At 35.8% G+C, this 21,059-nt stretch carries 18 protein-coding genes and 1 tRNA gene; 6 read left to right on the top strand and 13 right to left on the bottom strand.

The annotated features are described in order from the left end of the window. Positions 1 to 263: 263 nt before the first annotated feature. The 8 genes from QMO11_RS15740 to QMO11_RS15705 form a co-directional block, all read right to left on the bottom strand. On the bottom strand, positions 264 to 2,567 hold the full coding sequence (locus QMO11_RS15740) for a DUF2357 domain-containing protein (RefSeq protein WP_282038201.1): 2,304 nt from the start codon (positions 2,565 to 2,567) through the stop codon (positions 264 to 266). Between the two features lie 3 nt (positions 2,568 to 2,570). Next, positions 2,571 to 4,424: an MrcB family domain-containing protein gene (locus QMO11_RS15735; protein ID WP_282038200.1), complete on the bottom strand. Its 1,854-nt coding sequence runs from the start codon at positions 4,422 to 4,424 to the stop codon at positions 2,571 to 2,573. A 520-nt stretch (positions 4,425 to 4,944) separates the two neighbouring features. Further along, the gene (locus QMO11_RS15730) at positions 4,945 to 5,592 is read right to left on the bottom strand and encodes an AAA family ATPase (protein WP_282038198.1); all 648 of its coding nucleotides are present in this window, start codon (positions 5,590 to 5,592) and stop codon (positions 4,945 to 4,947) included. A 679-nt stretch (positions 5,593 to 6,271) separates the two neighbouring features. Further along, the gene (locus QMO11_RS15725) at positions 6,272 to 7,012 is read right to left on the bottom strand and encodes a hypothetical protein (RefSeq protein ID WP_282038196.1); all 741 of its coding nucleotides are present in this window, start codon (positions 7,010 to 7,012) and stop codon (positions 6,272 to 6,274) included. 40 nt (positions 7,013 to 7,052) lie between these two features. Further along, a complete protein-coding gene (locus tag QMO11_RS15720; protein WP_282038194.1) occupies positions 7,053 to 7,346 on the bottom strand; it encodes a helix-turn-helix domain-containing protein in 294 nt (97 codons plus the stop codon). Positions 7,347 to 7,465: 119 nt separating this feature from the next. Continuing rightward, positions 7,466 to 8,647 carry a hypothetical protein gene (locus QMO11_RS15715; RefSeq protein WP_282038192.1) on the bottom strand — a complete coding sequence of 394 codons (1,182 nt, stop codon included), beginning with the start codon at positions 8,645 to 8,647 and terminating at the stop codon, positions 7,466 to 7,468. An 80-nt stretch (positions 8,648 to 8,727) separates the two neighbouring features. Next, a complete protein-coding gene (locus QMO11_RS15710; RefSeq protein WP_282038190.1) occupies positions 8,728 to 9,984 on the bottom strand; it encodes a site-specific integrase in 1,257 nt (418 codons plus the stop codon). 307 nt (positions 9,985 to 10,291) lie between these two features. After that, positions 10,292 to 10,363: transfer RNA gene (locus QMO11_RS15705), tRNA-Arg, on the bottom strand. Positions 10,364 to 10,499: 136 nt separating this feature from the next. Between QMO11_RS15705 and QMO11_RS15700 the strand changes: the two genes are divergently transcribed. Further along, positions 10,500 to 11,258, top strand: coding sequence for a sulfite exporter TauE/SafE family protein (locus tag QMO11_RS15700; RefSeq protein WP_071792528.1), 759 nt, complete (start codon positions 10,500 to 10,502; stop codon positions 11,256 to 11,258). 60 nt (positions 11,259 to 11,318) lie between these two features. Here QMO11_RS15700 and QMO11_RS15695 read toward each other — a convergent pair whose 3' ends face one another. From QMO11_RS15695 to QMO11_RS15685, 3 genes are all read right to left on the bottom strand, one after another. Beyond that, positions 11,319 to 11,951 (bottom strand): nitroreductase family protein, encoded by a 633-nt coding sequence (locus tag QMO11_RS15695; protein ID WP_282038186.1) that lies wholly within the window; start codon positions 11,949 to 11,951, stop codon positions 11,319 to 11,321. Positions 11,952 to 12,021: 70 nt separating this feature from the next. Beyond that, positions 12,022 to 12,684, bottom strand: a complete 663-nt coding sequence (locus QMO11_RS15690; RefSeq protein ID WP_282038184.1) for an NAD(P)H-binding protein — start codon at positions 12,682 to 12,684, stop codon at positions 12,022 to 12,024. Between the two features lie 4 nt (positions 12,685 to 12,688). Continuing rightward, entirely contained in the window at positions 12,689 to 13,267 is a 579-nt protein-coding gene (locus QMO11_RS15685) for a TetR/AcrR family transcriptional regulator (protein WP_282038182.1), read from the bottom strand. Positions 13,268 to 13,501: 234 nt separating this feature from the next. Between QMO11_RS15685 and pyrH the strand changes: the two genes are divergently transcribed. Next, a complete protein-coding gene (gene pyrH, locus QMO11_RS15680; protein WP_282038180.1) occupies positions 13,502 to 14,206 on the top strand; it encodes a UMP kinase in 705 nt (234 codons plus the stop codon). Positions 14,207 to 14,268: 62 nt separating this feature from the next. Continuing rightward, on the top strand, positions 14,269 to 14,868 hold the full coding sequence (locus QMO11_RS15675) for an outer membrane beta-barrel protein (protein WP_282038178.1): 600 nt from the start codon (positions 14,269 to 14,271) through the stop codon (positions 14,866 to 14,868). 55 nt (positions 14,869 to 14,923) lie between these two features. On the opposite strand, the gene QMO11_RS15670 is transcribed toward QMO11_RS15675, so the two are convergent. Next, positions 14,924 to 16,276, bottom strand: a complete 1,353-nt coding sequence (locus tag QMO11_RS15670) for a carbohydrate porin (RefSeq protein ID WP_282038176.1) — start codon at positions 16,274 to 16,276, stop codon at positions 14,924 to 14,926. Between the two features lie 290 nt (positions 16,277 to 16,566). Here QMO11_RS15670 and aqpZ point away from each other — a divergent pair, with 290 nt between their 5' ends. Beyond that, a complete protein-coding gene (aqpZ, locus tag QMO11_RS15665) occupies positions 16,567 to 17,253 on the top strand; it encodes an aquaporin Z (protein ID WP_068472100.1) in 687 nt (228 codons plus the stop codon). A 59-nt stretch (positions 17,254 to 17,312) separates the two neighbouring features. Here the strand turns inward: aqpZ and trhA are convergent, their stop codons facing one another. Continuing rightward, the gene (gene trhA, locus QMO11_RS15660; protein WP_282038175.1) at positions 17,313 to 17,969 is read right to left on the bottom strand and encodes a PAQR family membrane homeostasis protein TrhA; all 657 of its coding nucleotides are present in this window, start codon (positions 17,967 to 17,969) and stop codon (positions 17,313 to 17,315) included. A 264-nt stretch (positions 17,970 to 18,233) separates the two neighbouring features. On the opposite strand from trhA, the gene QMO11_RS15655 reads away from it, so the two are divergent. Both QMO11_RS15655 and QMO11_RS15650 read left to right on the top strand, forming a co-directional pair. After that, positions 18,234 to 20,189 carry a protein-disulfide reductase DsbD family protein gene (locus QMO11_RS15655; protein ID WP_282038173.1) on the top strand — a complete coding sequence of 652 codons (1,956 nt, stop codon included), beginning with the start codon at positions 18,234 to 18,236 and terminating at the stop codon, positions 20,187 to 20,189. Positions 20,190 to 20,479: 290 nt separating this feature from the next. Next, entirely contained in the window at positions 20,480 to 21,016 is a 537-nt protein-coding gene (locus tag QMO11_RS15650; RefSeq protein ID WP_068472106.1) for a TlpA family protein disulfide reductase, read from the top strand. Positions 21,017 to 21,059 lie beyond the last annotated feature (43 nt).

Genomic DNA, 21,059 nt, shown 5'->3' with positions numbered 1-21,059 from the left:
TTTAAGTGCCTTTGGTTATAAACTTTTTAAATAATGCTGCGATAGCCTGGCGTGATCTTTTGCTGACGAGGGATGAGGAACACCGATGGACCTTTTCTTTTTTTAGATTGTTAGAATAAAGATTATAGATTCTACCATTTTTTTAAATACTATGATTGAAATTTGTTTGTATAATTAAAGTAGGTTAGGTTTGGTTAAAGATTGGAAAAGCTGCTGTCGTTCTCATAACAGTGGCTTTTTTTTGTTTTATAGGATAATGAACATTATGGTTTTTTCTTTACTTGCATTAGTTCTGATAGTGTTGCTGTGAAAGGTTTTGCTGCAGCATTTTTTGATTGATAGTTATTGAGTTTGCTAAATATCCAATGGTGTGCAGTAAGTTCTGGTTCGTCCACTTTTTCAATGTTTATTACCAAGTAACTTTTTTCGTATTCTTTTGGGTCTTTTGCTTTTGGGTATCCTAACTTTTCAAGATTTTTTCGTGTGAATACTCTGGGTCCCTTGCTGGTGATTTTCCAAATGTCGTTGCTTGTTTTATCCTTATGGGTATGTAATAGCAGGTATCTTGCAGATACTGTTTCTGTATCTAATATCAGTGAGCCATTACCTGATCCCATTCTAAAATTATACTGACCTTTTTTTATCCAATCGTATTGTTCTTTTGTATTATAAAATCCTACTAAAACCTGAATATCATCCGGAATTAGATTGCGATTGTTACCGTATACTTCGGGTAAAAGGTCGTTTACCTCATCACTTGATTTTGGTTTATCTTTATAAACATCAAATGTACGATAGGCTATCTTCTCGCGTTGAGATGCTCTATTGATAAAGTGATTGATTACTTCTAGAATAAAATTCTTTAGTTCACTAATGCCGTCGTCTGTTTTGGAAGGACGAACAGGAAAGGCTCCTAGTCCGGGTATAATTTCATGAAAGCCTTTTTTGTTAATTGAGGCCTCACCTGGATAAAGAACATATGCCCCACCTGTTCTTCTGATTGCATCTTTGTAGGCATGCATCTTTAATAGATCGGCATTTTTATAAATACCTTTGCGGTTATTTTCTTTTTCTGTGGTAAGATCGTCTTCTGAGGACTTATTGAGCATATCCGTTAGGTTGGCAATTTTATACTTGGCATCGAAATGAATATGTACAATGAGCTCTTGTGTTTCGGCTTCACTTTCGGAAATACCGAATGGCCAAAACGATAAGGTATAATCGGGGCGCATTGTTGTTGTCCAACTGCCCGATTGTGGGTAATTATTTTGCCCGCTGAAGGATCTATTATAATTAAAACGGATGTTTAATTTACGTGTTCCTGTATTATAAACTCCCCGTAATGCAGTATGCGCACCCTGTTTTAGTTGCAAACTCAAACCATCGGAGGTTTCCTTTATCAGCTCAGAAATATCTTTGGGTGCTATTTCGAAGGCCGATTCAAATAGATCGAGCAACTTAAAGAAAAGCCAATACTCATAAAGGGTAGCAATATCTTTCTTCCCTCCTTTGTAAATATCGTCTCCTCCTTCCCAAACTAATTTAGCCGCTAGGTCGAACATTAACCAAACTCGCAGTACTTCGCGATAGCCTTCTTTACGTTGTAGAACAGGACTGTTTAATTTTAAGGTATTTGGACGTGAAACCTCTTTAAATATGGCATGGTGTAAAAATGATTCTAGCTCTTTTTCAAGCTGATCTGATTCTTTCCATAAGCGTGAACCATATTTTGCAGATTTATTAATGTCTGAGGCAAACTTTAGGAAGCTTTCAAGCGCAAATTTAACGAACCTATTTTCGGCGGTATCAACGGTATCTACTTTTCGATTCGAAGACACTTTACCTGGTAAACTATTTAAGCCATAACTTTGCAGATAATGCTTGTTAGATAATGGAGTTCTGTTGCTCCCTGCAATAAGTTCCTTGATATTGGAATTTTTAAATCGCCTGATATTTCTAATGTCTTTTTGCTCAGACTTCTCTTTCCATTGTGTAACGGGTGAGGAAACTATGCGATGTACAGATTCTGCAAATTCATCTGTTGCTAATATTGATTTTATGAAAGCAAACTTTTGATATAGGGTTTCATTGTCCTTTTCAAAGTCGGTTTCAAAATTCTGAGAAACGGGAGCGTTGGCTTGCATGAGCAAGTCGGTACATTTTTCAGTAATCAACTCCAACATATCACGATAATCATCACGGTATCCGGTTTTGACAGATTGTACTTCGACAAATATTTCTTCAGTAAAATCGGGTTCCGAGAGGTTCTTGATATATAGACCTAATGTACCTACATATATATTTGGAGAAATAGTACCCGTACATTGGTTGCGTTTATGCGGAACTACATGACTTTCTTTCTGCAAGGCATAGGCGCTTGCAAAATTATTATTGAGTAGAAAAGTATAGTCGTAGGTAAAGCCCTCCACTAATTGAAAACGTGCCTCCCCGTATTCTTCCGCATCTGAATCTTCGAATAATGTATTTTCACATTTGGCGTCGATGCAAAGTTGAAGCCCCTCTTCTATATGGTTGAGGTTGATATTTACAAATGATTTATTTTCCATTGCTTAAGCTTCTGCATAACTGGCAAATCCATTTTCAATAGCTCCTTTGTACATTCTTGTGATTTTCTCGAGTGATATGGCGTATTTTATTCCTTCGTCCTCGAAATTAAAATCGTCTTTGGCGAAGAACTCCTTTCCGTCATTCTGAAATTTTTCTTTGTCTACGCAAAAGCTAGCTAGAGTAATGAGTACTGGGCATAACTTACGGCGTGAGCCGTGAAGCTTTGGTAATAGTTTTTGCATAATGGCTATATCAAGCTTTTGGTTACTGCTTAAACTAGGATCAATTACCGTTAATTGATTAATGAGACGAACAATTTCTGTCGCACTACGGTAACCAAATTCTGCACCTGTTTTTTTGAGTTGTTCAAAAAAGTTGATTAGCGTTTTATGGGTTTCGTTTAAATCTTGCTTTGTAAATTCCTTGTTTGCTGCTAGTGAGAGAAAACTTTTCGCCATGGATGCTCCCTTGGTTTGTAATTTACTCATATCAACATCTTGTTGATTGGCCAAGAACGACTCCATCTCGGTTTTTGTTACCCTAAATTCTATTGCATTTGCACGATCGAGTACTTTAGGGCTGAACATATAAGTGGTTTCGTCGATATTAACGGTGCCAATAATGAATAAGTTATCGGGCAAACACAAGGTTGCAGGTACGCCATGGCATTCTGCTCCTTCTGCATAAAGTGAAAGTTTACCTTTGGATTCCATAAGGCTTAAGAAATCGGCAAAGTAACGCTCCACATGACTTAGGTTCATTTCGTCTAGGATGAGGAAATATGGTAAATCGGGATTATTATTTGCACTAATAATAAGATCAAGTGCCCCATTATCGGGTTTTACATATTCGTCAGTTTTTAATGCGTTGGGGTAACCGAGCAAGGGCTCTCTGTTTGTCCAATCGGCACCAACGGGTACAATGCAATATTGACTCTCGTCTTGACAGATCCATTGGGTAAAAGCTTGTGCTAATTTTGTTTTTCCTGAACCGGAAAGGCCAGAGAGTATAACAAAGGGCTTGGTGAGTAAGGATGCAACGAAGCGGGTTGTTAGGATGTCTTGAAATATTAATCCAGAATCGTTAAGGTCTTCGTTAAAATTTAGACTATTAAATAATGTACTTTCACTACTTGTTGTAGGTATGCCTTCCATACATTCTAAATATATTTCAATTAAGTTATCAAGGTCATTATCAAGTACAGAATCATTTGATAAAGACTCTACATCGTAAACTTCATGAATAAATGATGTTCCATATCGATCGGGTTTACCTAATTCATTTTTCTCAAAATATTCAGTAATAGTTTCTCTATTATTTACATTCCAACTTGCAATTGGAACATTAGTTTCACTAATACCATAAGCTAAAATGAGTTTGTTTAAGTCTTTATAAAATAAGTAAACAGGATAAATGCCATTACTTGTAATATTTGGTTCTGCTAAAAAGGAAATCCAAGGAACCCTTGCTGCAACGCCTTGACCAAAGCTAATTTTACTTTGCAAACCCTTTATTTTTTTTGGATATTTTGAGGTCTTTAATCCACCTTCTTGTGCTTGATCTAAAAACTTGATTAGGATTGGGAATATATTATCTTTTCTATAAATACTAAAGCCATTCTTCGTTAGTAAGTTAAAACATTCGGTATTCTGTCCGCCCTCAAATGTATCTCTACCTAATACAACTCCATTACTAAAAAGATTTGCATAGGAGACTATAAGCTTTGGAGGTAGTAATTCATTTTTATAAAATACATCGTAAGTTGAGGATTGAGCACCTTTGGGAATTCCTTCTACAATTATTTTATCGGCTGCCTTTATCAGATCAGCCTTTGTAATATTTTGAGGGATTTTCATTTCAATTTTGCTTAGTATTTGTTTGACTCCTTAAACCTATACGAAATTAAAAAAAACAATCACTAAACCACTATTTTAAAGAAAGACTGGTTGGTTTGAGTTTACTTTTTAGGTTGAGGGCTGAAGGTATTTGCAGTTTTTTTTAGTATAAAGTATTAAGACAAAAGTATAAAGATGATTTTACAGCTTTTTATATAGTCTGGAGTTTTTAGTCTGTGGTCAGTGGTTTTGAGGCTGAGGGCTGAAGGGATTTGTAGCTTTTTTTAGTATCAAAATGATTTACTACTTTCGAACACGTGAGGACACGTGCACGAGCAGTGGGGCTGAAGTGATTTGCAGCTTCTTTTTAGTATTAAGCATCAAGACACAAGTATTAAGATGATTTACAGCCGCTTGATAATTATTAATGGTTAATCCTGCCTGTCGGCAGACTGGAATAAATTGTTAATGCTTGGCGTGGCGCCTTGAGATTGCTTTGCTGTGCGCGCAATGACGCAATAGCGTGGGATGCGAAAACAAATTACTTTCTTTTATCCGGTGCTTCTTTTGGAAAGGAGATTACATTCATCATTTCGCGCATGCGGCTGCGGACTCTTTGTCCGTAGAGTTTTTCGATGTCCTGGGCATTGAGGTTGGTGGTGGCGTGGGTAATGAGGCGGTTGTTGATGAAGAGGTCGTAACGACTGAGTAATACTTCGGCCAACACATTGCACTCGGTACCGAAGTGCTTGATGTTGGATTCTGCTCCTAGATCGTCGAGGCATATGGTTTTGGGTATTCTTCGCCCAGGAACATTGGTGAAGCTCTTTTTGCTGTATCTGTGAATGGCCTCGAATCCATCTTTTTGGAATTCGAAGGTGATATCGCGGCAAGCCTTTAGGGCATAGCGTTGGTGTGTTTGTAATATGGTTTGCATCAATTTCATCAATGCGGTTTTGCCACAGCCTACTGGTCCGATGAGGAGAATGCCTTTGCGGGGGTCCATATTGTGTTGTTGACAGCCACTATGGTCATTAATGAAATAGACGAATAGCTTTTTGATGATGTGCATGTCTTCATCGTACAAGCGGAAATGTGAACCATAGGTGAGCTTCCCTTGATTGGTGATGTGATCGAGGGACTTTTGGAAGTCGTAGATAATGGTGTTGTTTTGGATGGTGTAGAACATAACTTTTAGATTATTAGAGTTTAGATAAGAGATTTTTAGATGGTGTTTTATTTTTTAGTCAGTGGTCAGGAGTTTAGTTTTTAGGCTGAAGTTTTTAGTATAAAGTATTAAGACACAAGTATCAAGTGGATTTATAGCTTGGTATTTGCTCTAGCCGCAAGGCTTTTACATTTTAGCTCACGCTATTTTGTTTTGATTGGTGTTCGTGATTTACGCTTCGCTTCAATTGTCAACAGCAAAAAAAAGTAAACAAAAAATGCCGCCACTGCATCGAAAAACTAAAGATTCGTTTCACTGCGCTAAATAAAAAGAACTCGTTTCACTCAAACAGCTTTTTATTCTTAACGCTTCGTTCACTAATCTTCTTAACGTTTTTAGACGCTAGGTGGGAAGAGTGCATAGTTTAGTTTTTAGGTTGAAGTTTTATTTAGTATAAAGTATTGAGACACAAGTATCAAGTGGATTTACAGCTTTTTATATAGTCTGTAGTTTTTAGGCTGTAGTCAGTGGTTTTTAGGCTGAAGACTGAGGGCTGAAGTGATTTACAGCTTTAATTGATCGTGGCGCCTTGAGATTGTTGCTGCGCGTGCAATGACTCAATGGCGTGGGATTGCGGCTCAGAACAGCTATTGCGAACACGTGTGGACACGTGCACGAGCATTGGGCACGAGCTCTTCCTTCAGAGGGGTTCGTCGTAGTTGTTGGATGAGGGCGGTGGTGATATGGGTCGGAGTTTTGCTTTTTGGGTGCCGTTTGGGGCTTTATTTTGGTTTAGGAAGCGTTGTTGGGATACTTCCTTGGCCTTGGTGGCGAACTTTTGAATATTGAGTATCCAATTGCGTGCGGATGCTTTCCAGTCTTTCATGGGTGACTTCCCTCCCACTAACCATCCGTTACTTTCGTAATGGTTGAAGAAGCGTTCGGCTTCGGAATCGGATTGTGCTTTTTGTTGGAAATAGATTTTGATGTGCTCGATGGGCGGTGGCGTAAATTGTTGATTTTTCATATCGGTATTTTCTTTTTGTTCTGCTCCATCAGAAATAGAAACTTCATTTTCTTTAATAGAGTGTGTATTGTTTATATGTTTATTAAAAGGTATCACTTTTGATACAGCGAGTGTACAGGTACCTGTATCAAAAGTGTACATGTCAACCTTACTTCCCAGACGCGCATCGAAGGATGGATGATAGCGTATAAAACCATATCGTTCGAGCTCTTTAAGTATTTTTGTATAGGTATTGGGAGATCCAATTTTAGACATCTGCATCATCTCTAAACGTGTAATGGTTATGGGGTTCACAAATCGGTTCCGATTCCAAATTCTAAACAAAGCCAGGTAAAGGCTAATGTGTAATGGTTTTATTTTAGCATTGGCGTCCATCAAAGCGAAAACGTGATTTTGGTGCTTGATGTAGTTCATGTTTTCTTAGTATCAAGACATTTTGTTAATACTTGAGCACTTAAATTTGATTACTGTTGTGATAATTGACTGATTTATTATCGTCGAGAATCTTCAGAATCTCACTATGGTCGTAATATATCGTACCACCAATTTTGGTGTAAGGAAGAACACCAGATACACGGAGGTGTTGGAGGGTCCCTGGAGAGATATTTAATAGCTCTTTCACTTCGTAGGACTTGAGCCATTTTTTATCTGTAGCACTCGGGTAGCGTTTGAGTAGCTTCTGAATTTCGTCTAAGAGCTCAATTTTGAATTCTCTTAGATCGTCTGTTGTTATTACTTCTAATGCCATAATTTTTGATTGATATTGATTTATGACAAAGGAAAATAGAATATCAACACAAAAACAGTGGCAGGGGGTGGCGCCACCCCCAAACCACCCCATGATAATCAATCACTTATGTTGGGTAATTATTTTTTTATTCTATCTGCATTAAATGATTTATACAGATTTAATATGAGTTCTTTCACCACTTTTGCTGAATGATCATCAATATTATAGTACTTCTTATTAAGGCTGTTGCCTGATATTCGAGCACTTGATGTGGAGGTTAATATTTGCGCAAATATGTGAAGGGTTTCTTTCTTCGTTTTGGATTGAATAATCTTTGCCTCCATAAATTGACGCAAAAGACAAGCTATTTGTGGCACTGATAAATTGGTTTTAATTTTTTCAGGTGCGGGTTTAATAATTGTTTTGTTGGATATTGGCGTAGTAACTGTATTCATTTTAAATGCAGTATACTTCAATTCTTGTTGTATCCAATTTAATATATTTGATTTTAGGGATTCGTATTTGTAGGAGTATTGCTCGGTAGTACACTGGGGCAATTGTTGGATTCTTTTTTCATATTGGGTTAGCATATTGGATCTACTTTCGTCTGTAGATTCTTCCGCTAGTCTCTCGGTCATCTTCTCTGTTATAAAAGTATAACAGGGCGGATAGTTGTAATTGTAAACAATAAAGGTCTTTATTATCTCTTCAAGTAGTTGATCCTTCTCTGCAAATTTGCTCAATACTTTTTTAAGCTTTGGTGCTACTAAATTTAAGTAAGCTATTCTTTTGTATGTAAACTTGCTGTTTTTACAAACAGCAAGTTGAATGAATGGCTTTAATAAGACATGCAAATCATTAAAGAACTGATTGTTCATAATCAACCAATTTTTATCAATCACACTCTTTTTTCGCTCGCGCTCTACAATAATATTGGGCAACTTTAATTTTGCATCAAAGTAGTTTGGAAATCGACATTTGATAAAGTCGAAAAGATTTATCAGTATTTGGAGATGTGGGTTCCCTATTATATTTGCACACTGCGTTTTATACTTACATGAACTTTGGTTGTTATAGAGATTATTTAAGGTATCAATAATGCTCAGTTGTAATACTCTCATTTGCTGCTTTACATTTCCAGTATTGTCATTTTTCAATATGAAATCAAGAATTAACTTTTTCCAATGTGAAATACTGGGAATGTAATTGGGTAACTGAATTTCGTAATCTTTAGTCTTAAACAATAAGTAGAGATTACAATCATTATAGTCACATGATGTGCAGGTTAACTCCTCTAAGTGATGTAATAATTTAATCATAATTAGTTTGGGTTAGTACAAACGTTATACAACTAAATTAATATTATCACTTAAAAAAATAACGATTTATAACATTTAAATTAACGTTTAACAACCTGACGTGTATCCTCTTCTGCTTTATTACTGAGCCTAGTTCTGAGTTCCTTCATATCGTCACTAATCTTGTTTTCAACTACCCGAGCATAAATTTGAGTTGTTGTTAGCTTGGTGTGGCCTAACATTCTACTTACGGTCTCAATAGGCACTCCATTACTTAGGGTTATGGTAGTGGCAAAAGTGTGTCGTGCTAAATGAAAAGTGAGATTTTTATGAATGTCGCAGCGATCGGCAATTTCCTTTAAGTAGCTATTGATTTTTTGATTTGAGATGGATGGAAAAATAGTTCCTCTATGCACTGCTTTGGGATGCTCTCGGTATTTATTAACGATGCTTAAGGCTTCTGGGAGCAGCGGGATGCTATAGATCTCGTGTGTTTTTTGTCTCTTATTTCTGATCCAATTTTCACCATCAATCCCTAATACAATATTATCGGGCTTTAGTTGGTGCATGTCGATATAGGACAAACCTGTGTAACAGGCAAAAATAAAAAGGTCGCGTACCAATTGTAGGCGCTCCATACGGAGTTTTTTGGTCATAATAACTTTGACCTCTAAATCGGTAAGGTACCCTCTATTCACTTTGGTATAGGATATTTTGAAACGATCATATGGATTCTTTTTTATCCAATCGAGTTTATGGGCCAGGTTAATAAGCTTCTTCAGTTTAGTAAGATGTTTCATCACTGTATTGTTGCTCATCTTTCGTTGGTGATCGAGGGGTTGGAAGGCACGAAGGAAGGCTTCAAACTCAGTTAGGAATTTAAAATCGATTTGATCGATGTAGATTTCATTCACTGATTTCTTTTGCTCCAAAAATAGGTATAGGTAGCGCCTCAAGGTTTTATATTGCTTAAAGGTGGCCTCGCTAAGTATGTCGGCTTGCGTCTGATTATGATAATCAATTAGGTAAGATAGGGTCACAAAATCATTGGACTTTCCTTGAAAAATATTTTTGATGATTTGTGGGGTGGAAACCTTTTTGCACAATACTAATTCACGATGAATCTCGGTGATTCGTGCTCGAACTTGTTCGATATAGAGGTTCGATTTTCTAAAATCCGAATAGCTTGAATTGAGCCTTTCTTTGGATGGAATCCATGAGCCTACAGGTGTATTTTTTACTACTGAGAATTCCGTGCGTGCCCCATCTACACTGACTCTGCAGTAGATGCTAAGCATTTTTTTGTTAGTCTTTAATGGCCTTGCCGTAAAGGTCACTGAGAATGTTGTTGGTATCATACTATTTGTTTTTGATTGTGAATAATTGCTTCAATTCGGTGTGTTTTCACATACCTTTTAGCGTTAAAATTCAATCAATATCAATCAAAAAAAACGGCATCTTTTTTGTTTTTTTATCCTTGTAACCACCTACAATAGTGTTGATTACAGAGATGCTAGTGAGTAAATTTAGTAAAAATTTTTTGACTCCCGAATTACTCACCAGGAAATTCAATATATAATGGTTTATATTGAATTGCTAAAAAACACAAAACCCTGTAAATCATACGATTCACAGGGTTTTGTATTCTTCCTTTTGGGTAAAAAGTAGCCCCAACAGGACTCGAACCTGTATCTAGTGTTTAGGAAACACTTGTTCTATCCCTTGAACTATGGGGCCAAACAATTATGGCTGCAAATATATAAAAATTGACTAAAAAAGAAATTGGTAGCTTAAGGTTTATGTATGGGTATTTTAATTAATAATAACATTAACTCTTGCTAGTTATCATAAAATATTCCGTTCCTTTGCACTCATGGCAGACATTATCAATCCATTACAATCAGATTGGCTTACATGGGGTATCACTCTTTTTTGTGCTTTTGTTAGCGGTATTAGTAAAAGCGGCTTAAAAGGTTTTGCTATGATTAATATTCCTATTCTAGCCCACTTATATGGGGGTATGGCATCGGCAGGTATTTTGTTACCTTTCCTGATTTTTGGCGATCTTTTTGCTCTAATAGTTTACCGTAAAAAGATGGAATGGAGTTATATATCTAAACTTCTGCCATGGGCATTAATCGGCATTACTGTCGCAACCTTTACGGGTAAATATGTTTCTGATGATCAATTTCGCTTTACTATTGCCATAGCTATATTGGTCTGTTTAGCCATCATTATTTATAAGGATATTAAAAAAGAAGAAGGTGGATTTACTGAGAAAAAGTGGTTTTCTACTTCCTTAGGATTATCGGGTGGTTTTGCCACAATGATTGGAAATGCAGCTGGCCCTATCTTTAATTTGTATTTAATGACGATGCGTTTACCTAAAGAAACGTTTATCGCCACAGGTGCCGCTTTCTACTTGTTATTAAATACTTTAAAAGTACCTATCCATGCTTTTTACTGGCATTCTATTACATGGCAGACCATACAACTAAATTTTGTATTACTACCTGCTTTATTGGCTGGTGCCTTTTTGGGCAAACGTTTAGTGAAAATAATACCAGAAAAGGCTTATCGCAGATTTGTGATTGTGGTAATAGGGTTATCAGCTATTATGTTATTCTTTTAATAGGCGCATAAAAAAAAGCATCCTGTAAACAGAATGCCTTTACAATTATCGAATTTGGTATTATTCAATCACAGTCACCAAATCCTTTTTACTTTTTCGAACTTTAACTAGGTTAGCTAGCCAATCATTCTCAGCATCTCTATAGCCAATTGGTAATAGCAGAGTGCTTCGTAAGCCTTTTTTGCGTAAGCCTAATATTTTATCTAATGCATCCGGATCAAAACCTTCAACAGGTGTAGAATCTACTCCTTGGAAAGCAGCAGCATTTATCGCGTTAGCAAATGCAATATATGTTTGTTTAGCAGCATGGTTAAAGTTGGTTTCTTCATCGCGTTGTGGGTAAGTACCTAATAACATCTGACGATAGTCTTCCCAACCTTGATTTTTAAAACCACGTACATCGTTTGTTAGGTCAAACATTTTGTTGATGCGCTCTGGCGTATAAGTATCCCAAGCAGCAAACACTAATAGGTGCGAACAATCTGTTATAACTGACTGATCCCAAGCAATAGCTCTAATTTGCTTTTTTATTTCATCGTTAGTAATAACTAACAATTCAAATGGCTGTAAACCACTTGAAGTTGCCGATAAAGAAACTGCTTCAATAATATTATCAATTTTCTCTTGTTCTACTTTTTGGCCATTCATGGCCTTTGTTGCATAACGCCACTTTAATTTATCTAATAATTCCATTATATCTTATTTTTATTATTTACTGAATGTTCATTCTTTTTTTAACCAAACACAAAATATCAAATTAGGTTTAGTGATTTGCAATAAATTTTATTTCATCCGATTCAATTATTGTATGATCTCCTTGAGAATTGCTGAGTCTATACATACAGTTTGCAATATCTTCGGCATTTATTGATCTATATTTTTTTAATTTTCCAATCATTAAAGGAGCCATAATGCTCATAACAACTGAAGCAAATCTTTCTCCTAACCTAAATTCAGAGCGTTTACCAACAATTAAAGATGGTCTGAGAATGTAAGTGTTAGTGATTTCTGCTGAAGAAACGGCGGTTTCCATCTCGCCTTTAGTTCTATTGTAAAATACACTACTATTTGAATCAGCACCAAGAGCAGAAACTACCATAAAGGTTTTTATATGATTCTTTTTAGATAATAATGCAGCCTTAGCCGGGATACCATAATCAATATTTTTGTAAATACTTTGGTCTTTTGTTTTTGCTTTTGTGGTTCCAATGCAGCAGAAAACAACATCTCCCTTAAAGTCACTCTCGAATTGATCAAGATTAATAATGTCTCCAATAAATTCTTTAACTTTTGTGGATGAATGATTTATAGATCTCCTCGAAAATAGTTTTATGTTTTCATATTGTTCGTCATAAATTATATTTTGCAGTAAAAGTCCTCCTGTTAAGCCACTTGCCCCTATTATTATTGCCGTTTTCTTTTTCATCGTTTTAAACTTTAATACTGTCCCACGCAGCCTGAAAAGCTTGTGTTAGTTCTACCTTATTTATTTTACACAATGATCGTTGCTCAATATTTGTTAAGAAAGATTGAGGATATATGGTAAAAGCATAAATAATATATGGCGAAACATCTTTGATAATTCCCTCATTTTTTCCTTTCTCCCACAAATCGAATAATGGTTGCAGAAAGCTCAAGCCTTTTTGTCTTGTATCCTCTTCAATAATCGGTGTATTATCGCATTGAGATAAAAAGGAGGATTCTTCGGGGTTGTCTTTTTTAAACTGAATCATGTTTAACCAAATCTGCTCATAGCTTTTTTTAACTGGCTTGTCAGCGATATAGTTTTCAAAGGCAACTGTAGCATAATGTTCTTTTACACATAAGTATAGCTGGTTAACCATATCTTGTTTATTCTCAAAATACAGATAGATTGTAGCAGGAGAGACCTGTGCCATTTTAGCTACCTTGGCAACAGAGGCCTCTTGTATACCTCCGCTATTCACCAAGCAGAGTGTTGCTCTTAATAAGGCGTTTCTTTTTTCAATACTTTTCTGCAGTTTAGCCATATTGTTTAATTTATCGAACTTCTATTTTGACTGATAATCGTTTTTCAAATTTGCGATAAACGAATTCTCAGACTATAAACCATAAATAAAAGTGAATGTTCATTCTCTTTTTGATTTATTTAAATATTTATTGATAATTGTTGGAGTTCAATATTTACAATATTGAATTACAGGGATTCTGTTCTTTTTGATTAGATTTGTGCTGAAATAAATAATTGCTAGAATATAGATATCATGTACAAAAGAGTATTACTTAAACTGAGCGGAGAATCGTTAATGGGCGACCAAAATTATGGTATTGATCAGAATAGATTAGATGAGTATGCAACTCAGATTAAAGAAATTGCTGAATTGGGTGTTCAAGTTGGAATTGTTATCGGTGGAGGTAATATTTTCAGAGGTTTAAGTGGTGCTGCTAAGGGTTTTGATAGATATCAAGGCGACCAGATGGGCATGTTGGCAACCGTAATTAATAGTTTGGCATTAAAGTCGGCTTTAAATAATAATGGTGTAAAAGCACGCGTTTTAACGGCTATCAGAATGGAGCCTGTTGGAGAGTTTTATTCTCAACCTAAGGCGATTGAATGTTTGGAGTCGGGTGAAGTGGTTATTTTATCAGCAGGTACAGGAAATCCTTATTTTACTACTGATACAGGTTCTTCATTAAGAGGAATTGAGATAAAGGCAGATGTGATGTTAAAGGGTACACGTGTGGATGGTATTTATACTGCCGATCCAGAAAAAGACCCAAGCGCTACAAAATTTGATGAGATTACTTTTGATGAGATTTATAATAAGGGATTAAAGGTGATGGATTTAACAGCCACAACTATGTGTAAAGAAAACGATTTACCAATTGTAGTTTTCGATATGGATACTCCAGGAAACCTTGTTAAAGTAATTAAGGGAGAGAAAATTGGTACTTTAGTTAAAAACTAGAGGCTATCATAAAGGCATTATTACGCAATAAGCAACTTTGTAAATCAACTATTTAGCCATATATGTGCAAAACTACTTCAATATCTTTGGTACTTCTATTCTTGTTTTCAGGAATGCTTAGCGCTCAAAAAGAGGAATTTAAACGCTATAGCGAGATAGCTGTTAAAGGAGGAGTTTATATAAAAGACCATCAGGTAAATGAGCCTAAGGATGGCTATGGTCTAAGTTACCCGTTTATTGGGACTGCTTTTGGTCTACAATTTATACATATGGAGCAGAAGAACTTAGGACTGTTGGTTGAGGCAAACTATAATAAAGAATCCTATAGCTTAGATAATGTATCTACATCGGCAAGCTCTATCCAAGTTCCACTGTTAACACATGTAGCATTTGATATAGGAAAGACAACGTTAGCATTTAATGCAGGTCCATTTATTACTGCTTATTTATCTAAACCAGAGGGTTATGTATTGGATAAGGATATTTTATATGGTATGGCCGGAGGTTTAAATTATTCAATTCCTTTTGGTAAAGTTATATTAGGCTTGCAAGGACGTTACTATTACACATTACCACTTAATAGTGATGATTATAACGGATCAATAAGAGGTACTTATGGTGAGGTAGGTATTACACTTGGTTTAAGAAATTATAAGGATTAAGGTGTATAAATAACATATCAACAATGGCTTGCCTATTCATTTAGGCAGGCCATTTTTAGTTCCAAAGGAACCATTCTGCTTTAACGCCAAAATATAAACCAACACTTTTGGGTCCTACAAATTGAAGGTGCGGAGAGTATAGGTTGTTTTTTGTAGCCTCGTTATAAAAAGCAACGGAAGTAATTAAACGAAGGTGAGGTCTTGCCCAATAGCTCCTCTCGCCTGTAGGTGCAAGTGTTGGAGCTAATGATATTTTAAACATTGAGTATGTTGGATCTTCACCATCTTGGCGTTGAGAATAGTGCATTTCGCTGAGTAAATGGAAAATATCGCTTATGTAATAAGTTTCTCTAAAACCTATGGTAAAATCTTGCTTATAATTATATACTTCTTTCTCGTGATAGGTTTCTGCGAGTCCTTTTGTTTTGGCACCCCCTTTACTCTGTGTATATACTACGTATGCACTTAAACTATGATTTTTATTGATGTTCAGAAGTACTTCATCTACTAAAGAAATGGAGTATGCTTTGGCAAAATCCTGTTTTTCCAAATTAGGAGCACCAAAAGTTAACCACGTTCTTGCCATTCCACCATCGCCACCATTTGCTATTCGTCCGCCATACCTAATGGCTAACTTATTAAAACCGCCAGGCGCGTAGCCTTTTAATTCAGTAACCAACCGCGCACCAAGCACAAAACCATAGTCAGCAGGATAGTCATGCTGTAGCTCACTATCCAATAATTCTTCATCAGGATCTCCTTCTGCTTTTCCCATATGATGATATTCTCCAAGCAGGGTAAGGGTATTTTTCTTTGAAAGGAGAATATCATGTTCTAATATGTTTACCACTCGTTGCCTTAAAGCCAATGTGGCTGTTCCGGATTCAATATTAATATAAAAGTACGGTGGAACAGTAGCTGTAGTATCTGTTGTTGCAATAAATAAAGTACAGAAACGGGTATTCTTATATTCTACACCGAAACCCTGTCCCGAATGATCGTTAAAATAGAAATGGTCAATAACATGAACATCAGCTCCTCTGTATAGTCGCGACCCTACCCATGCATTAACCCCAGAGTTGGCAATATTCCGTGCCTCAGCATACATTTCAGGAATGGCAAAGGTAAGGCCTTCAGGACTGCTAGTTGATGAATTCCCCATTAAAGTGAGACTTTTTGAGTAAGCTGCAAATCGAAACTGAACGTTGATAATGGTTGAATCTCCTTCTTTAAATGGTAAAAAATGTATGGCAGGTACTAATTCTAAATAATCTTGTTCTTCGAGTCTCCCGCCAATACTACCCATGTTATTTAGGTTAAGTCGGCGGCCAATAGCACTTCCTTCGTTAAATGACCAATCTGCGCCAATTCTTCCATATGATCCTAACGAAAGATTTTTATTGCTCACATTTTGGTACATGATTTGGGCCAGAAGAGAGGCTGAGATAACAATAAGCATGCAGAGAATTAGAAAAGTTTTTTTCAAAATTATTAGGTTTTTGAGATTCATATTCATCAATCTCAGTTATTAAATAAAGGGAATAAATAAATATAAAGAAGAGCTATTTAGAATCAAAGTTTTATCAAGGTTGATTTGATTAATTTCGTGTTTTATAGCACACTATAAATTGGATATATTCAAATTATCGTTCTATATTTAACGTAGTATTACTTAAATTCTAATCAAATATAGTAAATATGAAAAAGTATGTTGCAGAGTTTTTCGGAACCTCATGGCTTGTTCTTGGAGGTTGTGGAAGTGCTGTTTTAGCAGCCGGTTACCCTAGTTTAGGAATTGGATTTGTTGGTGTGTCTATCGCATTTGGATTAACCGTATTAACAATGGCTTACGCAATTGGCCATATTTCAGGATGCCATTTAAATCCTGCAGTTACTGTTGGTTTATGGGCCGGTGGACGACTAGAATCAAAGGAGATCTTTCCGTACATTATTTCGCAAGTATTAGGTGGTTTGTTTGGCGCGTCAATATTATACGCAATAGCCAGTGGAAAGCCAGGTTTTGAAATTGGTGGATTTGCATCAAATGGCTTCGGTTCGCTTTCTCCAGACGGTTATAGTATGACAGCTGTATTGATTTGTGAAATTGTTATGACTTTTATGTTTTTATTAATCATTTTAGGAGCAACTCATTCAAAGGCACCGAAAGGTTTTGCAGGTATAGCAATTGGTTTAGGTTTAACCTTAATTCACTTAATAAGTATACCTGTTTCTAATACATCGGTTAATCCTGCGCGTAGTACTAGTCAGGCTATTTTTGCTGGAGGAGATTATTTAGGACAGGTTTGGTTGTTCTGGGTAGCACCGATTATAGGAGCCTTAATAGCAGGGTTTGTATACAAATACCTTTCGCCAGAAACAGAATAATATACCCAATCAGATTTTTTGTTAGCAATAGTCCTACGCTTTAGTTTGCGTGGGACTTTTTATAATACATAAAGGTATACCGATAAAAAGTGAAGTATACTACCAATTAAAACAAAAAAGTGAAAGATAGCATGATTGTAAGGGATGTTTTTTACTGCATATAAAACAGCACCAACAGTATAGGCAATACCGCCAGTAACTAAAAGTATAAATCCATTATAATCTAAACTCTCATAAAGCGGTTTAATGGCAAACATAACCATCCAACCCATTACTACATACATTGCTGTAGATAGTATTCTAAACCGGCCCGTGTAAAAAAACTTTAGTATAATGCCAACTAAGGCCACAAGCCAAATAATCCCGAAAACCAACCATCCAATTTGTCCATGAAGTGTAATTAGTGTATAAGGAGTATATGTGCCTGCAATAAGTGCGTAAATAGCACTGTGGTCGAATATGTTTAATCGTATTCTAAGCTTTGGTTCCTTAGCGCTATGAAATAATGTTGAGGCTGTATATAAGGTTACAATGCTAAGTCCATAGATAATTACCGATACTAGTTGTAAGCCATCTTGTTTTGGGATAGACTTTATAAGTATCAGAATAAAACCAATAACTCCTATTACTATCCCAAATGCATGTGTAGCAACATTGATTTTCTCTTCTAAAGGAGGATAGTATTTGAGACTTGGGTTTTTTGTTAAATCGTTCATAACGGAGCTCTTCTTTAAAACAATATACGATTCTGATTGTCATAAGGGCAAGTTTTAATGTTATAAAATGTCAAAGTGGAATAATGTTGATATAAAATCGATGGCGCGCAATGTTTTATCACTTTTTTGAAAAATATCATGTCTTTTGAATAGTAAATCTTTCATCTTTGCAGCATGGTATAATAATTGAGGATGTATCTAGATTATTACATACATGCACAAAACGAATATTAATAGAACGTCTAAAATAAAAGTCACACAATAATGAAAACAAAACTAGCATTACTGATGCTCTTACTAATGCCGTTCACGGTTCTATTTTCACAAATAGAGCAGCCTGTGAAATGGACTGTTAGTAAAGAGAAATTGAGTGAGAATACTTATGAACTAACTTTTAGTGCCACTATTGAGCAAAACTGGCATTTGTATTCTGTTCATTTGCCAGAAGGCGGCCCTATTGCAACAAGCGTTAACTTTAGCGATGCATCAATTTTTGAATCGACTGAAGATATTGTTGAAGTACCGGTGCCTGGTAAACACTTTGATTCTTCATTTCAAATGGAATTGGCTTATTGGTCAAATGAGGCCACTATAAAGCAAGTGGTTATCGTTAAGCCCGGAACAGAATCTATTGAGGGTTATGTTGAATTTATGGCTTGTGATGATGAACGCTGTTTACCACCTGATCAGATAGATTTTAATTTTAGTTTAAAAGAAAAGCCTGTAGTGGTTAAGGAAAGTAAAACCACAGATGCAGCTTCGGGTGAGAATAAGAGTTATTGGAGTATCTTCGCATTGGCTTTTATAGGCGGATTAGCAGCACTTTTAACACCTTGCGTTTTCCCAATGATACCAATGACGGTTAGCTTTTTTACAAAGCAGAGTACCAATAAGTTAGTTGGAATTAAAAATGCAATTCAATATGGTATATTTATTATACTAATATATGTTGTTTTAGGTTGGTTAGTAGTACTATTATTTGGTGCTGACGCCTTAAATGCTTTGTCCACTAACCATTGGTTCAACTTATTCTTTTTTATACTATTGGTGGTATTTGCCATCTCCTTTTTAGGAGCTTTCGAAATAGTATTACCAACATCGTGGGTTAATAAAGCTGATGCTGGAGCAGACAAGGGAGGCTTAATCGGTTCTTTCTTTATGGCATTAACTTTGGCTTTAGTGTCGTTCTCATGTACTGGGCCAATTGTTGGTTCTTTATTAGTAACAGCTGCTTCAGAAGGGGGTATGGCTCCATTAGTTGGAATGTTTGGCTTTAGTTTAGCTTTGGCCTTACCATTCTCGTTATTTGCAATGTTTCCGGGTTACTTAAACTCATTACCAAAGTCAGGCGGATGGTTAAATTCGGTGAAAGTTGTACTTGGTTTCTTAGAGTTAGCTTTGGCATTTAAATTCCTTTCAAATGCTGATTTAGTACTTGATTTACACCTCCTAGAGCGCGAAGTTTATATTGCAATTTGGATTGCTATATTCGGAGCTCTTGGCTTTTACCTATTGGGTAAGTTGCGCTTGCCACACGATTCTCCATTGGAATTCTTGTCGGTACCACGCTTGCTATTAGGTTTGTTAGTATTGTCATTTACAATTTACATGATACCAGGTTTATGGGGAGCTCCACTTAAGCTAATTAGCGCATTTCCTCCTCCATTGGAGTATTCAGAATCGCCGCAAGGGGTTGGTTATAAGTCACTACATTCATCGAACTATGTAATGCAGCAATCATCTAATAAAGATATTGCGATGTTAGAACAAAAGATGGAGGTAGGGCCACAAGGTTTATCTGTTTTTCATGATTATGACGATGCGCTTGCTTATGCAAAAGCGGTAAATAAGCCTTTGTTTATCGATTTCACCGGTAAGGCATGTGTTAATTGCCGTCAAATGGAGATTAATGTATGGAGTGACCCAGAGGTAAATTCTCTTATGCGTAACGAGTATGTAGTTGTAGCTCTTTATGTTGATTATAGAAAAAAGTTAGCAGAAGACGAACAATATGTTTCTGAAACTACCGGAAAAAAGATTAGAACTGTAGGTAATAAATGGAGTGATTTTCAAATTTCTCGATATAAAATTAATAGTCAACCCTATTATGTTTTAGTAGATAATGAGGAGAATGAATTGAATGCTCCAAAGGCCTATGAGCCTAACATCAAAGCCTATTCGGAGTGGTTGCAAAAAGGTGTAGACAATTACAAAAAATAAGGAAATTTTTAAATTTATATAAAGCCTGATGAAACTTTTCATCAGGCTTTTTGTTTTTAAATCAATCAGTTATCTGAATTTGAGTTAGCATTTCGAATATTTAACATATATTGGCTCTTTATATAGCTAATATTATCTAGGTTTGCAAATTCATTTTTATGTTCTGCGACAAATATTTGTTGTGATTAATATCCAATTCATCACTTTAATAGTTGGGTTGGTCTAAATTTGAAGAGTTCATATTGTTAAAAGTGTAAACTTTGCAATGATTATTAACGAATACAATTTGTATGGTTAGGCTAAAATTTTTAGCATCAGTTTTATTAGTAGGACTAACTTTCTTCTCCTTTAACAATCGCTCACCTGAGCCGGTTGTTGGTGTTGAGATTGGAAATAAAGTTCCTAATATTGAAACATCTTTATTAAATGGTGAAGAGTTTAACTTGGAATCATTAAAAGGAAAGATGGTTCTGTTGGATTTTTGGGCATCTTACGATGGTTTATCACGAATTGATAATCATGAGAAAATGCTTATGCAAAGCAAATTTGCAAACAGTAAATTTTATCGAGGAGAAGGATTTGTAATCGTATCTATTTCTTTAGATCAATTTAATTCTCCATTACAAAAGGCCATTAAAGAAGATGGTTACGTAAAAGCCTTGCATATTTGCGATTTTAAGGGCGATGAATCAGATATTGCTTCTGCATACAGTGTTCATGCACCAACTAACATTTTAATTGACGGTGAGGGCCGCCTTATCTCAAAAAGCACTTCAATTTCAGAAGTACATTCTGCCTTAGAGTATCTCTACGCATACTCAAATTAATAAAATCCTATTATATTTATCGCCTCAAACGTAACGCAACATT

It is taken from the genome of Saccharicrinis aurantiacus (assembly GCF_947489045.1).
GTDB lineage: Bacteria > Bacteroidota > Bacteroidia > Bacteroidales > Marinilabiliaceae > Saccharicrinis > Saccharicrinis aurantiacus.
This window is presented reverse-complemented; position numbering and strand designations above follow the sequence as displayed.